General features: G+C 45.6%; 17 protein-coding genes and 1 pseudogene. 14 read left to right on the top strand and 4 right to left on the bottom strand.

The annotated features are described in order from the left end of the window. Positions 1-129: pseudogene (locus H6G17_RS10715) on the top strand (photosystem II protein D2); the annotation flags it as partial. Between the two features lie 147 nt (positions 130-276). Here the strand turns inward: H6G17_RS10715 and H6G17_RS10720 are convergent. Next, on the bottom strand, positions 277-540 hold the full coding sequence (locus H6G17_RS10720) for a hypothetical protein (protein ID WP_192156932.1): 264 nt from the start codon (positions 538-540) through the stop codon (positions 277-279). 741 nt (positions 541-1,281) lie between these two features. Between H6G17_RS10720 and H6G17_RS10725 the strand changes: the two genes are divergently transcribed. Together H6G17_RS10725 and H6G17_RS10730 are read left to right on the top strand one after the other, a co-directional pair. Next, positions 1,282-1,953 carry a HEAT repeat domain-containing protein gene (locus H6G17_RS10725; protein ID WP_192156934.1) on the top strand — a complete coding sequence of 224 codons (672 nt, stop codon included), beginning with the start codon at positions 1,282-1,284 and terminating at the stop codon, positions 1,951-1,953. A gap of 261 nt (positions 1,954-2,214) precedes the next feature. Continuing rightward, positions 2,215-2,775, top strand: coding sequence for a phycobiliprotein lyase (locus H6G17_RS10730; RefSeq protein WP_192156936.1), 561 nt, complete (start codon positions 2,215-2,217; stop codon positions 2,773-2,775). A gap of 125 nt (positions 2,776-2,900) precedes the next feature. On the opposite strand, the gene H6G17_RS10735 is transcribed toward H6G17_RS10730, so the two are convergent. Beyond that, positions 2,901-3,638, bottom strand: a complete 738-nt coding sequence (locus H6G17_RS10735) for a hypothetical protein (RefSeq protein WP_192156938.1) — start codon at positions 3,636-3,638, stop codon at positions 2,901-2,903. 203 nt (positions 3,639-3,841) lie between these two features. On the opposite strand from H6G17_RS10735, the gene H6G17_RS34025 reads away from it, so the two are divergent. Next, entirely contained in the window at positions 3,842-3,970 is a 129-nt protein-coding gene (locus H6G17_RS34025) for a hypothetical protein (protein ID WP_277875974.1), read from the top strand. Positions 3,971-4,005: 35 nt separating this feature from the next. On the opposite strand, the gene H6G17_RS10745 is transcribed toward H6G17_RS34025, so the two are convergent. After that, positions 4,006-4,374, bottom strand: coding sequence for an EamA family transporter (locus H6G17_RS10745; RefSeq protein WP_192156940.1), 369 nt, complete (start codon positions 4,372-4,374; stop codon positions 4,006-4,008). Positions 4,375-4,485: 111 nt separating this feature from the next. Here H6G17_RS10745 and H6G17_RS10750 point away from each other — a divergent pair, with 111 nt between their 5' ends. The 5 genes from H6G17_RS10750 (at position 4,486) to H6G17_RS10770 (ending at position 9,413) form a co-directional block, all read left to right on the top strand. Further along, positions 4,486-5,154: a Mo-dependent nitrogenase C-terminal domain-containing protein gene (locus H6G17_RS10750; RefSeq protein WP_192156942.1), complete on the top strand. Its 669-nt coding sequence runs from the start codon at positions 4,486-4,488 to the stop codon at positions 5,152-5,154. Positions 5,155-5,211: 57 nt separating this feature from the next. Continuing rightward, on the top strand, positions 5,212-6,216 hold the full coding sequence (obgE, locus tag H6G17_RS10755) for a GTPase ObgE (RefSeq protein ID WP_192156944.1): 1,005 nt from the start codon (positions 5,212-5,214) through the stop codon (positions 6,214-6,216). 345 nt (positions 6,217-6,561) lie between these two features. Beyond that, positions 6,562-6,996 (top strand): Fur family transcriptional regulator, encoded by a 435-nt coding sequence (locus tag H6G17_RS10760; protein ID WP_192156946.1) that lies wholly within the window; start codon positions 6,562-6,564, stop codon positions 6,994-6,996. Between the two features lie 50 nt (positions 6,997-7,046). After that, entirely contained in the window at positions 7,047-8,819 is a 1,773-nt protein-coding gene (locus H6G17_RS10765) for a DUF3685 domain-containing protein (protein ID WP_199316643.1), read from the top strand. 15 nt (positions 8,820-8,834) lie between these two features. Beyond that, entirely contained in the window at positions 8,835-9,413 is a 579-nt protein-coding gene (locus tag H6G17_RS10770; RefSeq protein ID WP_192156948.1) for a Uma2 family endonuclease, read from the top strand. Between the two features lie 114 nt (positions 9,414-9,527). Here the strand turns inward: H6G17_RS10770 and H6G17_RS10775 are convergent, their stop codons facing one another. Further along, entirely contained in the window at positions 9,528-10,415 is an 888-nt protein-coding gene (locus H6G17_RS10775) for a 4-hydroxybenzoate solanesyltransferase (RefSeq protein WP_192156950.1), read from the bottom strand. A gap of 144 nt (positions 10,416-10,559) precedes the next feature. Here H6G17_RS10775 and H6G17_RS10780 point away from each other — a divergent pair, with 144 nt between their 5' ends. The 5 genes from H6G17_RS10780 (at position 10,560) to H6G17_RS10800 (ending at position 18,120) form a co-directional block, all read left to right on the top strand. After that, complete coding sequence (locus H6G17_RS10780; protein ID WP_192156952.1) at positions 10,560-12,209, top strand: Ppx/GppA phosphatase family protein; 1,650 nt, start codon at positions 10,560-10,562, stop codon at positions 12,207-12,209. A 455-nt stretch (positions 12,210-12,664) separates the two neighbouring features. Then, positions 12,665-13,627 (top strand): undecaprenyl-diphosphate phosphatase, encoded by a 963-nt coding sequence (locus H6G17_RS10785; RefSeq protein ID WP_192156954.1) that lies wholly within the window; start codon positions 12,665-12,667, stop codon positions 13,625-13,627. Positions 13,628-13,825: 198 nt separating this feature from the next. Further along, positions 13,826-15,163 carry a TIGR03279 family radical SAM protein gene (locus H6G17_RS10790; protein WP_192156955.1) on the top strand — a complete coding sequence of 446 codons (1,338 nt, stop codon included), beginning with the start codon at positions 13,826-13,828 and terminating at the stop codon, positions 15,161-15,163. Continuing rightward, positions 15,163-17,925, top strand: coding sequence for a family 10 glycosylhydrolase (locus H6G17_RS10795; RefSeq protein WP_192156956.1), 2,763 nt, complete (start codon positions 15,163-15,165; stop codon positions 17,923-17,925). Before H6G17_RS10790 ends, H6G17_RS10795 begins: the two co-directional genes overlap by 1 nt. 45 nt (positions 17,926-17,970) lie before the next feature. Continuing rightward, a complete protein-coding gene (locus H6G17_RS10800) occupies positions 17,971-18,120 on the top strand; it encodes a hypothetical protein (RefSeq protein ID WP_192156957.1) in 150 nt (49 codons plus the stop codon). The last annotated feature ends 4 nt before the right edge of the window (positions 18,121-18,124 follow it).

Consider the following 18,124-nt stretch of genomic DNA (forward strand, 5'->3'; position numbering starts at 1 on the left):
TTCGAGACTTTCTACACCAAGAACATTCTGCTTAACGAGGGCATCCGTGCTTGGATGGCTCCTCAAGACCAACCCCACGAAAACTTCGAGTTCCCTGAGGAAGTACTACCTCGCGGTAACGCACTCTAATCTTGTCAAGAGAAATTTTTGCGAACCTCTCAACTTGATGCTCAGCAATCTATGGGTTGCGATAGGATGTTAATTTTCTTCTTTTTATAAACCACAGCCTCCACAACTTAGTGGAGGCTTTTTTGTGCTTTGCATTGATGAGATCGACTACACTTTGAATCTTTTATCTCGATGCTTCTGATTCTTGTCTGCTACGACTTCGACTCCCTCTACTAAGCTTCCTAGCAAAAAGCAAAACATTGCTGGAGGAAGACAAACTTTGAGGTTAAAAAATGCTGGTACAGCCAAGCTGAAGGCAATAAAAAATAGAAGGGTAGAAAGTTTAGGCTTGGGTTTTGCTGCCAGCATAATCAATAAGTCGTGCTTCGATTCTGCTGAAAGCATTCCCCTACGGATAATGAAAAGTATCATAAATTGCTCTGCTTAATCAAATCTTGTTTTGGCGATCGCTAAATTATGAAGAAGGTGAATAGTTGACGGTAAACGCTGCGCTACACTCCATGAAGACAGTTGACGATAACTGACAACTGTACGGGCGGGTTTTGACCAAAGATTATGGCTAAAGCCCGTGGATCTGCTGGCGCGCACCCGCCCCTACGACAACTGACAACTGATAACTGGATTTCACGCAAAACGCAAATCGTGTGTTATCGTAAGTAAAGCAAACGACGGCAGGGCTAAACGCTCTGACCTCTTGAGACTAAGACCGCTTAGGCAACAAGGAGGTGATGCCCATGATAGAAAGTAGTAAATGCATGGGTCATCAGGTTGAAGCTAGCCGGCTGCGCGCCGGAGCCGTTCTCTAAAGTTAGCCTTAGTCTTTTTGAGACTGAGATAACTCAAAGACCCAGGCTGGTTTGGAGTTCCTTCCGGCAGTCAGGTTTCAATTTGAAGACCCAACTAGACCGCTCTTACTTCGATCGCAAGATCCCTAGTAAGAGCGGATAGCTTTTTATAGGGGAATTTGACTGGTTTTGGTAATTGATTTTTTTATGTCGCGCAAAGACGCAGAGGCGCAAAGACAAACCAAGGTCGAGCCAACTACCTATTACCAATTACCATTTCAATTACTTCTATTGGAAGAATTTATTTATAGGCTCAAAGAATGATAATTCTAGACTAGAGAAGATTGTAAAAGGTGGTTCTAAATTCATGGCTCATCCTAGCACAGAGGAAATTTCTGCTCAGCTAGACAGCCCCAATAGTCGCGATCGCATGGTGGCTTTAGCCCAGCTGCGTCACGTCCCAGCTGTTGAAGCCGTTCCTTTGATTAAAAAAGTCCTCGACGATGAGATTTTGCAAATTCGTTCGATGGCTGTTTTTGCCTTGGGCATTAAGCATACAGACGAATGCTATCCAATTTTAGTGCGCTTGCTAGAAACCGATGCAGATTACGGCATTCGCGCTGATGCCGCTGGCGCGTTAGGATATTTAGGCGATCCGCGTGGAGTCGAACCATTAATTCGGGCTTTCTATGAAGATACAGAATGGCTAGTCCGCTTTAGTGCAGCAGTATCGCTGGGCAACCTTAAAGATTCTCGCGCTCGGCAAGTCTTGCTTCAAGCCCTGGATAGTGATGAAATCGTCATACAACAGGCAGCGATCGCGGCAATTGGGGAAATTAGAGACTTAGAAGCGATCGAGCCAATTCTGCGCTTTGCTCAAGCGGAAGATTGGCTGGTCAGACAGCGCCTAGCAGAAGCGTTAGGCAGCCTTCCCAGTCCTAAAAGTGTTTCCGCCCTCAAATATATGGAAAAAGACAATCATTTTCAAGTCGCTGAAGCTGCCAGAATTTCACTGCAACGCTTGGGCGAGTCTGTTTGATGGGCAAGGCAGCATAAGACAAGTCACAAGTCACAAGTCACAAGTGTTTCACGCACCACGACGCGGCACGCGGCTGCACGCAGCTTTAATGCGGGGGTTCCCCCCGCGTTCGCTTGCTTGGGAATACGATTCCCGCACCGCCCGCTTTCCAATGCGGAGGAAACCTCCGCTTCCGCCCGCTTCACCACTCACTGACAACTGACTCCTGTTAGTCTAAATTAAGAGAAATTTTAAGAACTGTTGCTTTAGGATTGTAGCTGCATGAATATTCAAGAGTTTTTTGAGCTGAGTGCTGGTAAATGGTTTTCCCATCGCACCAGTCACCACCTTGCCTTTAAACAAGCTGAGGATGGCAAATCGGATATTGTAATTGAAACGCTGGCGTTGGATTGCCCAGAGGTCATTAAACTTTGCGAACAATATGGAATCGAACCTGGCTTGGCAACGTGCGGGGCGCGAGTCAGCTGGAATGGGACGATGGAATGGGATGAAGAAAAACACACTGGCTCTACCGTGCTGGTTTCTGTCCCTGATGCCAATAACCCCAGCCAAGGTAAGCTGTTACGGGAAATGGGTTATGCTGAAAAAGCCCCTGTTGCCGGACGCTACATGATGGGCGGCGATAAAGCACTGACTCTAATTACTGAGTACGAAACCATGTTTTCCGAAGAGAGGCTGTGGTTTGCTAGCCCTAATTTACGGATGCGAGTTAGCGTCTTAAAGCGGTTTGGTGGTTTCAGCATGGCTTCCTTTACCTCTGAAATTCGCATGGGCGGAGTGCAGCCCTCTGCACAAGCAGTAGAAGCTTTTAATGCAAGCTAATTTTTGAGGGAACGGGAAAGAGAGCTGAGGGAGACAAGGGAGACAAGAAGAGGGCGGAGAAGTCTCCAAGTCAGAAGTTAAGAGCCATATTTCTTTCTCTACTCTCTGCTCCCTGCTCCCTGCCATTAGTGATACTGAGAAATTGCTTTGAGTTTAGTATAAAAATCAGAAGCTTTTGTAGTTCCTGGGTTAAATTGACGAATTGGTGGCTGGTGGAAACTACCGCTCGATTTAGGTGAAGCACTACTTGGTAAGGGATGATAGCGCTTTAGATCGGACTCGTGGCGATCGCGCTGACTCTCTCGATCTGATGCCTGACGTTTTTCAGCAGTTGCAGAAGTAGCATTAGGAGCAATTTCTACGACTGCAACCGCAGCCGATCGTTTATGGCTGGCGTTAGCTCTAATTTTATGAAGGTGACGAGCAACATCATTCAGTTGCCTGGGTTGAGTAGAAGTGGTATCCGTTATCGCTCCACTGGTTCGGCGAGCGCTACGATTCAGTGGTGTAACAGGTGCGATCGCGATTGGACGATAATGAACTTCGGGTAATAGCGGGTAGCTTGGCTGGGCGCTCAAGCGCGGTTGAATGTTGCCACAGACAAGTCGCTCAAACTCGCAATTGAAATGAGGTTGAATCTGACCTCGCCGCTGCCAGATACTTAAGATTTGCTCGACGGAGACTGCCTTGTAACGACCTTGGTAAAGAGCTTCGATTGCTGCCAAGCGCACCCAGTTTGCCGGATAAAATCTCAGCCAGCGTTCGACTAATTCGCGAGCATTATGACCACCCAGGTCGAAAATATAGTGTAGTAATAATGCGACTGCGCTATCAGCAGTTGAATTCCAAGCTTGTGTCAACATTAGCTAGCCTACACTTCTACAATAAAACATGCGATCGAATTTAGCCTAATTTTATTTATACGCACAATCCCCCCGTAAGGATATTAAGTTGCTCTTGCCTAACTGCACAACGAAATTTATATTGTTTTAATTTGGCAGCAGAGATCGGTGATTCAGTTGTCAGTGTACAGACGTTACATGTAACGTCTGTACGAAGTTATCAGTTGTCAGGATTTGTAGGGACGAGTATTTTGCAGCTCTCCGTGCGATCGCCAAGAATTCTGTGGTTACAACCTTTCCGTACAGCAGAGCAATGCGCGATCGCAGACATGAAACGAAAGACAAGAGGTTAATAATTTCGAATTCTCAATTCCGAATCCCTCAGCCTCTACTTTCGCCATACCAATAGTATGACTCCAGCAACAATAAATCCTAAAGCAATGATTTGATTTAGAGGAATTGACTCTCGAAAGACAAAATAACCCAATATGACTGAGAAAACATAGGACAGGGAAGCAGCGGGACCAGCAACACTTAGGTTTACTCTCGTCAATACCAGAATGTAGAAGAATGCTCCCATACCATAGCAAGCCAATCCTACCAGCAACTCTGGAGTGCTTAAGATTCCGAGCAAATGACTAAACATATTAGTGGCATTAACTTTTCCTAACTTTAATGCCCCTGTTTTGAGTAACCATTGCCCAGCTACACTCGCTAAGATCGAAATTAAGAACAATCCGAATTCTGGTAAAGTCACGCAACAATCCTTGTGGCAATTAATTCGGTTTACTAGTTTACGCTCTTCTTGAGCCTCGCTAACGCTAATATTGTTTCGGCATGTTTTGGCAAATTTGTAGGTAGAAACTTTATGACAAATCTGGCAATTTCTCCAAACACGCAAGAGCAAATTGAAGCTTGGCTGCGCGGTTTACTAGCAGTAGCCTGGGCAGATGGTGATTTTGAGGCACACGAACGAGAACTCATTCCGACTCTGGCACTAGGAGAATTAAAACTCGCAGACAAGCTAAGTGCCATGACACCAATTACAGTAGAGGAACTTGCTGCGGCACTGGGACAAAACCAAAACATGGCAGAAAACTTTTTACGCACAGCTGTCATGGTGGCGATCGCCGATGGTACTTACTCTACCCCCGAAGACGATCTGTTACATCAGTTCTGCCACGCCCTCGGTCTACAAGATAACGTACTTGTCTCCCTGCGTCATACTTTATGCGATCGCGGCGATCGCCCGCAAGATGAGTTAGGTTCTCATCCTCATATAGATGTACTCCACCCCGTGCGCGACTGGCTCGATGGGTTAGAAATCCACGATCCCAAAGTTGCCCATTTTTTATGTAAAATGATACCTCCCCAATGTCCTTTTGAACGAGATATCAAACTCTTCGGTCATAAAGTCGTCCACATTCCCCCTTTATGCAAGCTCAACCCACTATACGAACAACTAGTAGGCTTGCGCTTCCGTGCCTTGTCCTACTTGGCAGATGACTGTGGCGAAGATGTTTCAGAATATATTTAAGAGTCATTAGTCATTAGATGCGACAAATGACCAATGACCAATGACAAATAACCAATCATGCAATTTATCGATCGCGCGGAAATTGAAGTGCTAGCTGGTAAAGGTGGCGATGGAATCGTCGCCTTCCGGCGAGAAAAGTACGTACCTGCTGGCGGACCTGCGGGTGGAAATGGTGGTAAAGGCGGTTCTGTGTTCTTAGTAGCAATGGAAAATCTGCAAACTTTGCTAGATTTTCAGTACGCCCGCAGTTTTAAAGCCAAAAATGGCGAACGTGGTGGACCGAATAACTGCACGGGAGGCGCAGGCGAAGACCTATATCTTGAGGTTCCCTGCGGTACGGTTGTCTACGATAAGGAAACTGGAGAAATTATTGGCGATCTCGTCCTTTCAGGTCAAGTTTTGTGTGTGGCTGAAGGTGGTAAGGGAGGACTGGGAAATAAATATTTCTTAAGTAACCGTAACCGCGCTCCAGAGTATGCTCTACCAGGATTGCCTGGAGAACACAAACTATTGCGCTTAGAGTTAAAACTGTTGGCAGAAGTTGGCATTATTGGACTACCTAATGCCGGAAAATCAACTCTAATTTCTGCTTTATCTGCTGCTAAACCGAAAATCGCCGACTATCCTTTCACCACCCTAGTACCGAATTTAGGAGTCGTCCGTAAGCCAACGGGTGACGGAACTGTATTTGCTGATATTCCTGGGTTAATTGAGGGAGCGCATGAAGGAGCTGGGTTAGGACACGAATTTTTACGTCACATCGAACGCACTCGGTTATTACTCCATTTAGTTGACGTTAGTAGCGAGCAACCTTTGTCTGACTACCAAATTATCCAGCAAGAATTGATTGCCTACGATCGCGGACTAGCAGAACGTCCCCAAATCTTAGCTCTCAATAAAGTCGATGCAGTAGATGAAGCCACGGTAAAGGCGATCGTCCAACAGTTAGAAGATAAGACTGGAATGCAAGTCCTAACAATCTCAGCTGTCACCCGTCAAGGATTGGACGCACTGATGCAACAAGTCTGGTCTATGCTCGACGAGCTAAATGCTGTTAGGTAATTAGTAAGTCGTAAGTCGTAAGTCGTAAGTCGTAAGTCGTAAGTAACTGACAACTAATAACCGATAGACGTTTACATCCAAAATAGATTAAACTTGTAATGAGTTCATATAAGTAACTAAGAACTCGACAGTTAATTGTTAAGTCTCGTACAGTTTTATGCGGGTTGTAATTTTTACAAACAAAAGCGAAACGTCATTAGTAACGGTATGGGATTAAACGTATTAACCTGAAGCTCTTAGCACAAATTCAAAGCAGACTCAGTGTTTGAAACTAAATAGAAGATAAAACCATCACTCATTGACATGGGTAGTTAAGCTACATAAATTTAGATCAAAGATGCGGATATGCAACAAGAAGCGGCAGCAGTAAAACCAATTCGATCTCTAGAAGATGCTTTAGAACGGTGTCAGTACTTAGGTATGCGCGTCAGCCGCCAGCGTCGTTTTATACTAGAGTTACTTTGGCAGGCTAAAGAACACTTATCGGCAAGAGAAATTTACGATCGCCTCAACCAGCAAGGTAAAGACATCGGACACACCTCGGTGTACCAAAACTTAGAAGCGCTGTCATCCCAGAGTATTATAGAATGCATCGAGCGTGCTGACGGTCGCCTGTACGGTAATATCAGCGACTCTCACAGCCACATCAACTGTCTAGATACTGCTCAAATTCTTGATGTTGAGGTGGAATTGCCAGAAAGCTTGCTGCGGGAAGTTGAAGCCAGGACAGGTGTAAAAATTACTGACTATAGCATTAATTTTTACGGCTACAGGCAGTAACAAAAAACAACAATTTGCGGTACGCTCTGCATGGAAGCGCCAAATAACGCATGATGAGCGATCGCCATATTAACCTACTATTAATCGATCCAGACTCTATCTACCGCACGGGTTTGAGGGTCGTTTTAGAGCAAGATTCGCAGGTACGAGTAGCAGCAGAAGCAGCAGATAGTCAGGCTGTCTTGCAGAACATATCAGCACTAGGAATAGACGTAGCGATCGTAGAGCTGAGATTCCCTGACTCCTCTGTCATGGGATGGCAACTATGTCAGCAAATCAAAACTCAATATCCCAACCTGCCGATCCTCATACTGACTTGCCACCCCGAACCCAGTCAACTCGCCGCAGCAAGACAAGCGGGTGTAGAGGGATTTTGCCATAAAGGAATTACCGCAGAGGAAATAATTCATATAATTCGAGAATTGGTAGCAGGGCGATCGTATTGGAAATCGGAAATTGTAGGGGTAAGTTTATCAGATTTGTCTGGAAGCCGAGCGACAATACAGACGAACCCACCCTTCCAATGGTTTTTAATCGGAACCCGCGATCGTCTGCGACAATCGAGTTTGCAACAAATAGACGGTAATTTGGCGCAAGTCGCGACACGGTTGCAAGAACCTGGACTTCCTACACTCGATCGCGCCATGCTTGCAGGGCAAAGGCGAGAATTATTAGCAGCGCGGTGGATTGTCGATCGGTTGTTAGCGGTAGGGAATGAGGAAGGACAAGGGAGACAGGGGGGACAAGGGAGAGGGGGGAGACAAGGGAGCGGAAGAGCAGAGGAGCAGAGGAGCAGAGGAGAATTAACACGCACCACTCACCACTCACCACTCACCACTTTCTTACCCGACTCCCGACTCCCGGCTCCCCAACAACCAACAACAATATTTACTTCAACGCGGGAAAGATTAGAATTTAGTCTAGAGAATTTGACTTCTATTCCCTTAGAGATTGACATTTTTCGAGAAGATAAGAAACGGGAACTACTACACTTAATTCTCAAGAAAATAGAGGATATCTTAGCAGATTTACGCTTTTCCCAAGTCCAGAGCGATCGCCTTCCTGTAATGCAAGCCGCTATTTTACGAGATTTGTGGCAAGCAACAACTATAGATTTTTTTGGGAGATACTCTACTTTGTTAGTGGGGGGAATTACTGTAGATTTTGTCAATAGTTTGTTACAAGCTGAAATTGTCGTACAAACAGCAATTTTAGCTAAAATTCCTCTCGTCAGCGATTTATTTTCCTATCTACTATTTGCTACACCTTTAGTTATCGATAATACTTCCTTTGCGGCTGAAAGTCTGGAGGCGAAGGAACGAGCAGAAATAATTCTACAGAATTTGATAATTCAAGTTGCAAATGCTGTCGTACAGCCACTTTTGAATCAATTTGCCGAACTAGAAGTTATCAAACAAAATTATTACGATCGCCGTTTAATTTCCACAAGGGAGATAGAGCGATTCAGGAATAATTTATCGTGGAAATATCGGGCTAGAACATATTTTGAAGAACCTCGCCAGGTTTTTGAAAGCCGCTATGAATTGTTATTGCTAGCACCGCGTGGAATTGCCAAAATATCAATTTACGCACCTCGCGATCGCGAATTAACGCAACTTTCAGGAATTCCTTTAATCGTAACCTTAGCTCTCGAATTACGAGATGCGATCGCACCTCGCCTACAAGCAGTAGTATCGTTTGTAGGTAAAGGAGTAATTTTTGTTTTGACCCAAGTTGTAGGAAAAACAATTGGTTTAATTGGCAGGGGAGTTTTACAAGGTTTGGGTGGTTCTTGGCAGGAAAGTAAGAATAAAAGATTGTGATATGGAGATTAGATTATGATTGCCTCCCCTCAACAGTCCTACCTCACCCCCGACGAATACCTCCAACTGGAGGATGCGAGCAACATCAAGCACGAATATATTGACGGGCAAGCCTATGCTATGGCTGGAGCAAGCGATCCCCACGTTACCATTGCCGGAAACCTATTTGCGCTTCTTCGCACCCATGTTCGAGCTTCCAATTGCCGTGTCTATATTGCTGACATGAAAGCACGGATCGAATCGCTGAATCGATTCTACTATCCCGATGTCATGGTGACTTGCGATCCGCGCGATCGCGAAACATCCACTTATAAATGTTTTCCTAGTTTAATTGTCGAAGTCTTGTCCGATTCTACCGAAGCCTTCGATCGCGGTGACAAATTTGTTGATTATCAGGAACTAGAAAGCCTACGCGAATACGTATTAATTAGCACCAAACGGCAGCGAGTTGAGTGCTTTCGACGTAACGAGCAAGGGTTATGGGTATTGCAGTCTTACACGCCACAGCAGACTACATTTCGGCTCGATAGTATTGGTTTTGAGTCAGCTTTAGAAGCACTTTATGAAGATGTCACCTTCACCACAAGTCAATAATTTTTTGTTCCTCCCTTTTTCAAGGGGGGCTAGGGGGGATTCGTAAGTGGCGTAGTACTGCGATCCCCCAACTCCCTTAAAAAGGGGGCAGTAGAGCGGTTGCACATGGGGCGATCAAATCAAAATCCCCGCAATCATTCCCCCAAGTAACAGAAAACCCAACCAAACATTCTGACGAAACATTTCTCCGTAAGCAGGATTTGGTAACTGCGGCTCGCGTAACCGAGTATATTGCCAAATCCAGCCAGATGCAGCCAAGACTAGGGTAATCCAAAACGCTAGATGCAATTGCATTACCACACCCAGCCAACCGAGTAAAAATACAGTACCAGCAAAGAAAACCGCGATCGCTTCTGGGGCATATTTACCGAAAAATAAAGCACTGGAATTCACGCCAATGCGCTTGTCATCCTCGCGATCGCTCATCGCATAAACTGTATCAAATCCTAGCGTCCAGCAGAGAGTTGCTCCCCATAGCAACCAAGTTGCCCGATCTAAACTTCCCGTGACGGCACTCCAGCTAATTAATACGCCAAAACCCCAGGCAATAGATAACACCAACTGAGGGACGGGAAACACTCGCTTTGCCCCTGGATAAAGCAAAATAACGGGTACGGCGGCGACACACAGCCAAAAGGATAATTGGTTTAAATATAAAGACAAAATAAAAGCACAAACTAAAGCAATTAAACCAACTACAAAACCTACTCGGATAGATAAAGCGCGGGAAGCAAGAGGACGATTGCGAGTCCTTTCCACTTGCGGATCGATGTCTCGATCCCAAAGATCGTTCGCTACGCAGCCAGCAGCACTAGTGGCAAAAGTACCTAAGACGATGACTCCTACTAGTAGTAAGGGTGGAGTCGCTCTAGCTGCTAAAAACACCGCCCACAGAGCGGGAATCATTAAAATTAAACGTCCTTCTGGCTTATCCCAACGTAACAGCCGGATAATTTTCAACCAGGTTGGTTCGGAACTCTGTTGTGGTGCGATCGGATTCATGGAAAAATGGTAACTATAGGCAGATGTAATGGTTCGTATCTTTTTCCCTAACTAGAATAGCGTGAAGTTTGGGTAGAAAAAACTCAATAACTTCATCTCAATAATTGCCGTTCAGTCGTTGCCGTTAATTACCAGTAAATCTAGATGGTTGATTCTGTTTTCACTAGCTGGCACAGTATTCCCGCTCAAATTGTAGAGCAAGAACAGATCCTCGCGGCGATCGACATGGGGACAAACTCTTTGCATATGGTAGTAGTCACTATAGAGCCGAAACTGCCAGCTTTTACCATCATTACTAGAGAAAAAGAAACTGTCAGGTTAGGCGATCGCAACCCAGAAACGGGAGAATTGAAACCAGAGGTAATGACAAGGGCGATCGCGACGTTACGCCGTTTTCAAGATATTGCCAAGAGCTGCAACGCTCATTCTATTATTGCTGTAGCGACGAGCGCTGTTCGCGAAGCACCCAACGGACGCGAGTTTTTACATCAAGTCAAAGAAGAAATCGGCTTAAATGTTGACTTGATTTCTGGGTATGAAGAAGCACGTCGCATTTATCTCGGCGTACTGTCGGGGATGGAATTTAACAACCAACCCCATGCCATTATCGACATTGGTGGTGGTTCTACAGAAATAATTTTGGGAGACAGTCACGAACCGCGCTCTCTCAGCAGTACTAAAATTGGCGCTGTCAGAATAACATCAGAATTCATCACCACCGATCCGATTAGTAATAGCGAATATCAATACCTTCAAGCCTACGTGCGGGGAATGTTAGAACGCGCGGCGGAAGACTTGCAAGCACACTTACAACCAGGGGAAATTTTCCGCTTAGTGGGGACTTCTGGCACGATTGAAACCGTAGCAACAATTATTGCTAGAGAAAAAACGGGTACAGTACCATCTCCCTTGACTGGGTATGAATTTAGTTTGAGGGAATTACGGCAATTAGTCGATCGCCTGCGGAAGCTCAATTATAGCGAACGCGCAGCAATTCCAGGGATGAACGATCGCCGTTCGGAGATTATACTAGCAGGGGCGACAATCTTACAAGAGGCGATGACGCTGCTAGAAGCTGAGACATTGGTAGTGTGCGAACGATCGCTGCGAGAAGGCATCATTGTAGATTGGATGCTGACTCACGGTTTAATTGAAGATCGCTTGCGCTATCAAAGTTCGATCCGACAACGGAGTGTCATCAAAACAGCGCAGAAATATCAAGTTAACTTGGAAAATAGCGATCGCGTGGCTAATTTTGCCATGAGTTTGTTTAACCAAACCCAAGAAATTTTACACCAATGGGGTTTAGAAGAACAAGAATTGCTGTGGGCAGCGGCAATGTTACACAATTGCGGACACTTTATTAGTCATTCCTCTCATCACAAACACTCATACTACTTGATTCGACACGGTGAATTATTAGGATACACCGAAACAGAAATTGAAATTATTGCCAATATTGCCCGCTATCACCGGAAAAGTAACCCGAAGAAAAAGCACGATTCCTATCGGAATTTACCGAGCAAACGCGATCGGCAAATTATCAATCATTTAAGCGCTTTTCTCCGTTTAGCCGTGGCTTTAGATCGCCGTCAAATTGGTGCAGTGAAGCGTGTGCGTTGCGATCGCCATGCAGATTCAAAAGAATTTTACTTGTATCTAACTCCGTCTCAATCTAATGATGATTGTGCTTTAGAGTTGTGGAGTTTGGATTATAAAAAGGCGTTATTTGAAACAGAATTTGACGTGAAGTTAGTAGCCGCTTTAGAACCTGCAAAAGTATCAGTTCGTTGAGTTTTATTTAGGTAAGTAACCATTTTGCGAATAGTCTCTTTCTGCATTTTCATAGGCTTATCAATATATAAGTGAGAAATAGTTTTAGCAATTTGACGAGTCAGGAGAGCAAACTGGCAATAACCTAAGCACCTGCAATAATTTACTGAGAAATAGTTGTATTTAGAGTATTCCCCAAAGTCGAAGAAATTCACAACTTGATTTTTTTGCTCTGATTTTGAGTAAATCGCAAGTTAAAATACCATCTTGGATTTAGCGTGGATGCGATCGCGCTAAGTTCTAGTTACCCCTCCCCTCATTTGCAGTTTGCGGGTATGCTGTAGCGAGAAAATCAGTTAACAGTTGTCAGCTAAGCGCGTGGTGCGTAGCTGGTGGCTGGTGACTAGTGGCTGGAATTGCTCCCCCAGTTCCCCCTTGTCTACCTTGTCCTCCTACCCCTTAGCCCTTAAATTTCTATGGCTTTATTAAAACGTCAAATGCTTAAACTTCTGATGGTAGGTGTAGCTGCTTGTGCAGCAGTAATTGCTTTACCTATTAAGGTTCTCGGCGTGCAACCCAATACAGCCGTAGAGGAGTCTGGAATGACTGTATTGCAATCCTTCGTTCTGGGGATAGTCCAAGGATTGACAGAATTTCTACCAATCAGCAGTACGGCGCATTTGAAAGTTGTACCAGTCGTACTGGGATGGGGAGATCCTGGTATTGCCTATACTGCCGTGATTCAACTTGGTAGTATCGCCGCCGTGCTATGGTACTTCTGGAAAGACTTAGCGCAAATTGTCACCGGAACCATTAAATCGATCGCCAACTCAGATTATGGTTCTAGAGAATTTGGCACGGCACTGGGTATTTTCTTAGGTACGATACCCATCGTGTTTTTTGGATTGCTGATTAAAATCTTCTATCCTGGTTTTGATAAATCACCCTTACGCAGCCTAGCAGCGATCGCGGTGTATTCGATCGTCATGTCTTGTTTATTAGGACTAGCAGAGATTTTGGGCAATCGCAAGCGTAAATTTAACGAACCTATGGTTAAAGATGGCGTGTTAATGGGGTTAGCTCAGACACTCGCTTTATTTCCTGGAGTATCTCGTTCTGGTTCTACACTCACAGCCGGACTATTTTTAGGATTAGAACGAGCAAAAGCTGCCAGATTTTCTTTTTTACTGAGTATTCCCGCTATTACATTAGCAGGTCTAGTTGAATTGAAGGATGCTCTAGAAGTCGGAATTGGCAGCGATGGAATTCTAAATTTGATCGTTGGGGTAGTTTCATCTGGTATTTTTTCCTACCTCGCGATCGCATGGTTGTTGCGTTACCTACAGACTAAAGACACTTGGATCTTTGTCTGGTATCGACTCGCTTTTGGTGCGGCAATTTTAGCGGCGATTGGCTTTGGAGTGTTATCTAATGTTTAGTGAGTGGTGCATGGAGAGAATTCGGAATTCGGAATTGGTAATTTGGTAATGGGTACTGGATAATTGGTGGTTGTTGGTTGTTGCACACAAAGCTCACCTGCACACAAAGCTCACCTGCTCCTCTGCTCTCTGCTCCCTCATATAAGCGACAATTTTAGAGTAGCTAATAGCCAAACGGCGATCGCCCTCTCGCTAGTCATGAGTGACATCACTATTCGTCCTGCCCGCATTTCTAAAGTTTTGCCTGATTCCATCGCTGCTGAGATTGGCTTTGAACCAGGAGATGCGATCGTATCCATCAACGATACTCGTCCGCGTGACTTAATCGATTATCAGTTTTTGTGTGCTGATGAAGTGCTGCAACTGGATGTCTTAGATGCAGCAGGTAAAACTCATACGGTTGAAATTGAGAAAGACTACGACGAAGATTTAGGACTAGAGTTTGAGACAGCCCTGTTCGATGGGTTAATTCAGTGTAACAATCGCTGTCCGTTCTGTTTTATCGACCAGCAACCTCCAGGTAAGCGACAGAGTTTATATCTAAAGGATGATGACTATCGCCTTAGTTTTCTTTACGGCTCATACCTGACACTGACAAACCTCACCCAGAAGGAATGGCAGCGAATCGAACAAATGCGCCTGTCTCCTTTGTATGTCTCAGTCCACGCTACCGAACCTGAAGTTAGAGTGCGGCTGCTAAAAAATCCTAGAGCCGCTCAAATTTTAGAGCAGATTGAATGGTTTCGAGAACGAAGACTGCAAATTCACGCTCAAGTTGTTGTTTGTCCTGGGATTAACGATGGCGTGCATCTGGAAAGAACGTTGCTCGATTTAGCAAAATTTTATCTTGGCGATCCTGGGGAAGTGCCAGCAGTTACTTCTGTTGCTGTCGTACCCGTAGGCTTGACGCGGTTTCGTCCAGATGAAGATGAGTTAATCCCAGTGACTCCAGAAAAAGCAGCCGAAGTCATAGCCCAAGTCAAAGCTTTGCAGCAAAAATTCCGCCAGCAGTTAGGCACTAACTTTGCCTGGTTAGCAGACGAGTGGTTTTTGGTTGCAGGGGAGGATTTACCACCGCAATCTCATTATGAAGATTATCCTCAAATCGATAATGGTGTGGGTTCAATTCGCCTATTTTTAAAACATTTTGCTAGTGCAGCCAAACATCTTCCGCTGCAAGTCGAGCCATCGCGCCGATTTATCTGGGTTGTTGGTAATGCTGTAGAAAAAGCGTTTCAACCAATTTTACAACAGTTAAATCAAGTAAATGGGCTGCGGATAGATATGGTAGCTCTGTGTAGTCACTATTGGGGACAAAAAATTTCTGTCACCGGATTACTCACAGGACAAGATTTATTAGAAGGGTTATATGGTAAAGACTTAGGTAACGCGGTCATACTGCCTGCCGTGATGCTGAAGTATGGCGAAAACTGTTTTTTGGATGATATGACAGTAGAAGAGTTATCTCATAAATTAAATATCCCAATTCTTCCAGTCAGGGGAGTTGAGGAACTCATCGATACTTGTATTAAGTAATGTCTAAAAATTTTGATATTTTTGCTTTCTTACCAACCCTGGTAAGGGCTAGGTCTGTGAATTTTTTAGTAGAGACGCTAATAACGTCTCTACTTTTGCCTCTTGCCTTCCATTTACCTGCTACAGCCGCAGAAGAACCCGCAGTTTTAGCTGTAGTTAAAAGTGAGGATAATGCTGCTCAGTGGACGGAAATCTCTTCACGCATACAGGCAGCGGGAGTCAATTATTGCGTCGTCGATTTAGCTGCTGTCAAAAATGCTAGCGATTTGAGCGATCGCTCTGTTATCTTTTTGCCTAACGTAGAGAATATTGACTTTAACCAAGCACTTGCTTTAGAAGCATGGATGAGTCGGGGTGGTAAAGTCATAGCCAGCGGTGCTGTTGGAAGTACGAGTCAGCCAGGGGTACGCCAGCTCTTAAGTTCGCTTTTAGGCGCGTACTGGGGATTTCCTCTAGATGCTCCCAATAACTTACAAACCTTACAGGGTAATAGTAAAGATTGGCTGGAGCCAGCCGGAAATGATGGTTTGGTGCAGGGAGGAGTTGTGATTCCTACTGGTGTGAATAGTAGACCGATCGCGATTTGGCAGTCACAAATAAATCAAGCCGCAGTCGTCAAAAGCGATCGCGCCACGGTTTTAGGTTGGCGTTGGGGTTCGAGTCACGTATCACCAGGAGACTTCGATCGCGCTTGGTTGAGAGCGTCTTTAAGTCAGTATATTTCCTTGCCTGAGTCGGCTACGGTAGCGCCGCAGAATTGTAGTAGTGCGGTGGCAGAGAGCAGGGAGCAGGGTACAGAGAGCAGGGGGGAGAAGAGAGCTGAGGGAGCTGAGGGAGCTGAGGAAGCTGAGGGAGAAAAACAACCATCAACCATCAACCATCAACCATCAACCATCAACCATCAACCATCAACCATCAACCAACTCCCAGCCGATGAAGCCATTGAAAGAATTGCCCCACCAGGTTTAGATGGGGTACAGGCATTTGCGCTTAAACAAGAGTTAGATAATTTAATTGGTAGATTTGAAAGCGCTCAGTTAGCAGCTCGTGCTTTTAGTGGCAGCATAGCTAATGATAATGCAACGGCACAGCTGACTAACTCTGAAACAACCGCTGTGGCGACAACTGGCTCCTTTGTGGGTACGTTACCAGAATCGGCAGCTAGGGCAGTCGCAGAGGCGAAAGCAATTGCCAAAAATTTACCCCAGGCGATCGCCCAAAAGGACTTTGCGGGGGCGCGTCAGCAATGGCACAAAGCACAAGCATTGCTATGGCAAAACTACCCCGTCGAAGAGTACGCGGCTCAACCAGAAATTCGGGCGATGTGGCTAGACCGAGGGAGTATTATTCGTGCGGGTTCGGAGCAAGGATTGGCAAAGATTTTTGACCGTCTCGCCGCTGCTGGTATCAATACAATCTTTTTTGAAACCGTTAATGCTGGCTATCCAATCTATCCCAGTCAAGTTGCACCTCAACCCAACCCACTAGTTAGAGGCTGGGACCCATTAGCATCAGCGGTGAAGTTAGCCCACGATCGCAATATGGAGTTACATGCCTGGGTGTGGACTTTTGCCGTAGGCAACAAGCGTCATAATACGCTGATAAATTTACCCGCAGATTATCCAGGACCCGTCATTGCCGCTCATCCCGAGTGGGCGAGTTACGATAATCGCGGTAGTTTATTTCCGCCTGGTCAAGGTAAGCCATTTTTAGACCCAGCCAACCCCGCCGCCAGACAATATTTATTCCGGCTTTACGAAGAAATTGTCAGCCGCTACAACGTGGATGGTTTGCAACTAGACTACATCCGCTATCCTTTCCAAGACCCCAGCGCCGACCGGACTTATGGTTATGGAATTGCGGCAAGGCAGCAGTTTCAACAACTGACGGGCGTAGACCCAACGACAATTAAACCAAGCGATCGCGATTTATGGCAAAGGTGGACGCAGTTTCGCACGCAACAAATCGATGGTTTTGTCGCTCAAGCTTCCCGCTACTTGAAGCAAAAGCGCCCTAACTTGGTGATGTCTGTGGCTGTCTTTCCTCTATCAGAACACGATCGCACCCATAAGTTGCAGCAGCATTGGGAAGTCTGGGCAAATCGCGGCGATGTAGATTTGATCGTGCCGATGACCTATGCTCTGGATTCCTACCGTTTTCAGCGCCTCGCCCAACCCTGGATTACCTCTAGCAAACTCGGTTCGGCTTTGCTGTTGCCAGGAATTCGCTTGCTGAACTTACCAACTATGGGTGCATTCGACCAAATTCAGCTCGTTAGAGACTTACCCGGGAGCGGTTACGCCCTTTTTGCTGTAGAAAACCTCAACGATGACCTCCAGCAAGTTTTTCACAACACCCAAGGCACAAAAGTCAAAGTGACTGCACCAGTCCCTTATCGTCAGCCTTTCCACACAGCAGCGGCGCGTTACGTTAATTTGCGCCAAGAGTGGCAATTCTTGCTGGCAAACGATCGGCTTTGGTTGAAGGGGACGGAACTGAGTGAGTTTAATACTCGATCGCAAAACTTAGAGACTGCTTTGGCTCGCTTAGCTCAAACTCCTTCTGTCAGTAACTTAGCAGCAGCTAGAACAGCTTTAAATAGCTTCCAGTCTCAGTTTAAAAATTGGATGCGATCGCAAGCGTTAGAAAATTCTTACCAAGTCAACGTGTGGTCAAATCGCCTGACTACTCTTGAAAGGCTGTTAAATTACGGCGAACGAGTTGTGCTGAAATCATCGTCACCTTTGGCTAGGCAGCGCTAGAATGGCAACTGTTTGTTAATCTCGCGCAAAGACAAGGACACTTGCGTGCGGGGGTGTCCCCCGTTGAGGAGCGACTGCGGTGCGGGGGTTCCCCCCGTTAAAGCACGTCGCGTCAAAGTGTCCGTGCAAAGACGCAAAAGATTAGCCTTAGCGCCTTCGCGTCTTTGCGCGATCGCTTTTCCAGAGGATAGGTAACGCC

Source organism: Chroococcidiopsis sp. [FACHB-1243] (assembly GCF_014696895.1).
GTDB lineage: Bacteria > Cyanobacteriota > Cyanobacteriia > Cyanobacteriales > Chroococcidiopsidaceae > Chroococcidiopsis.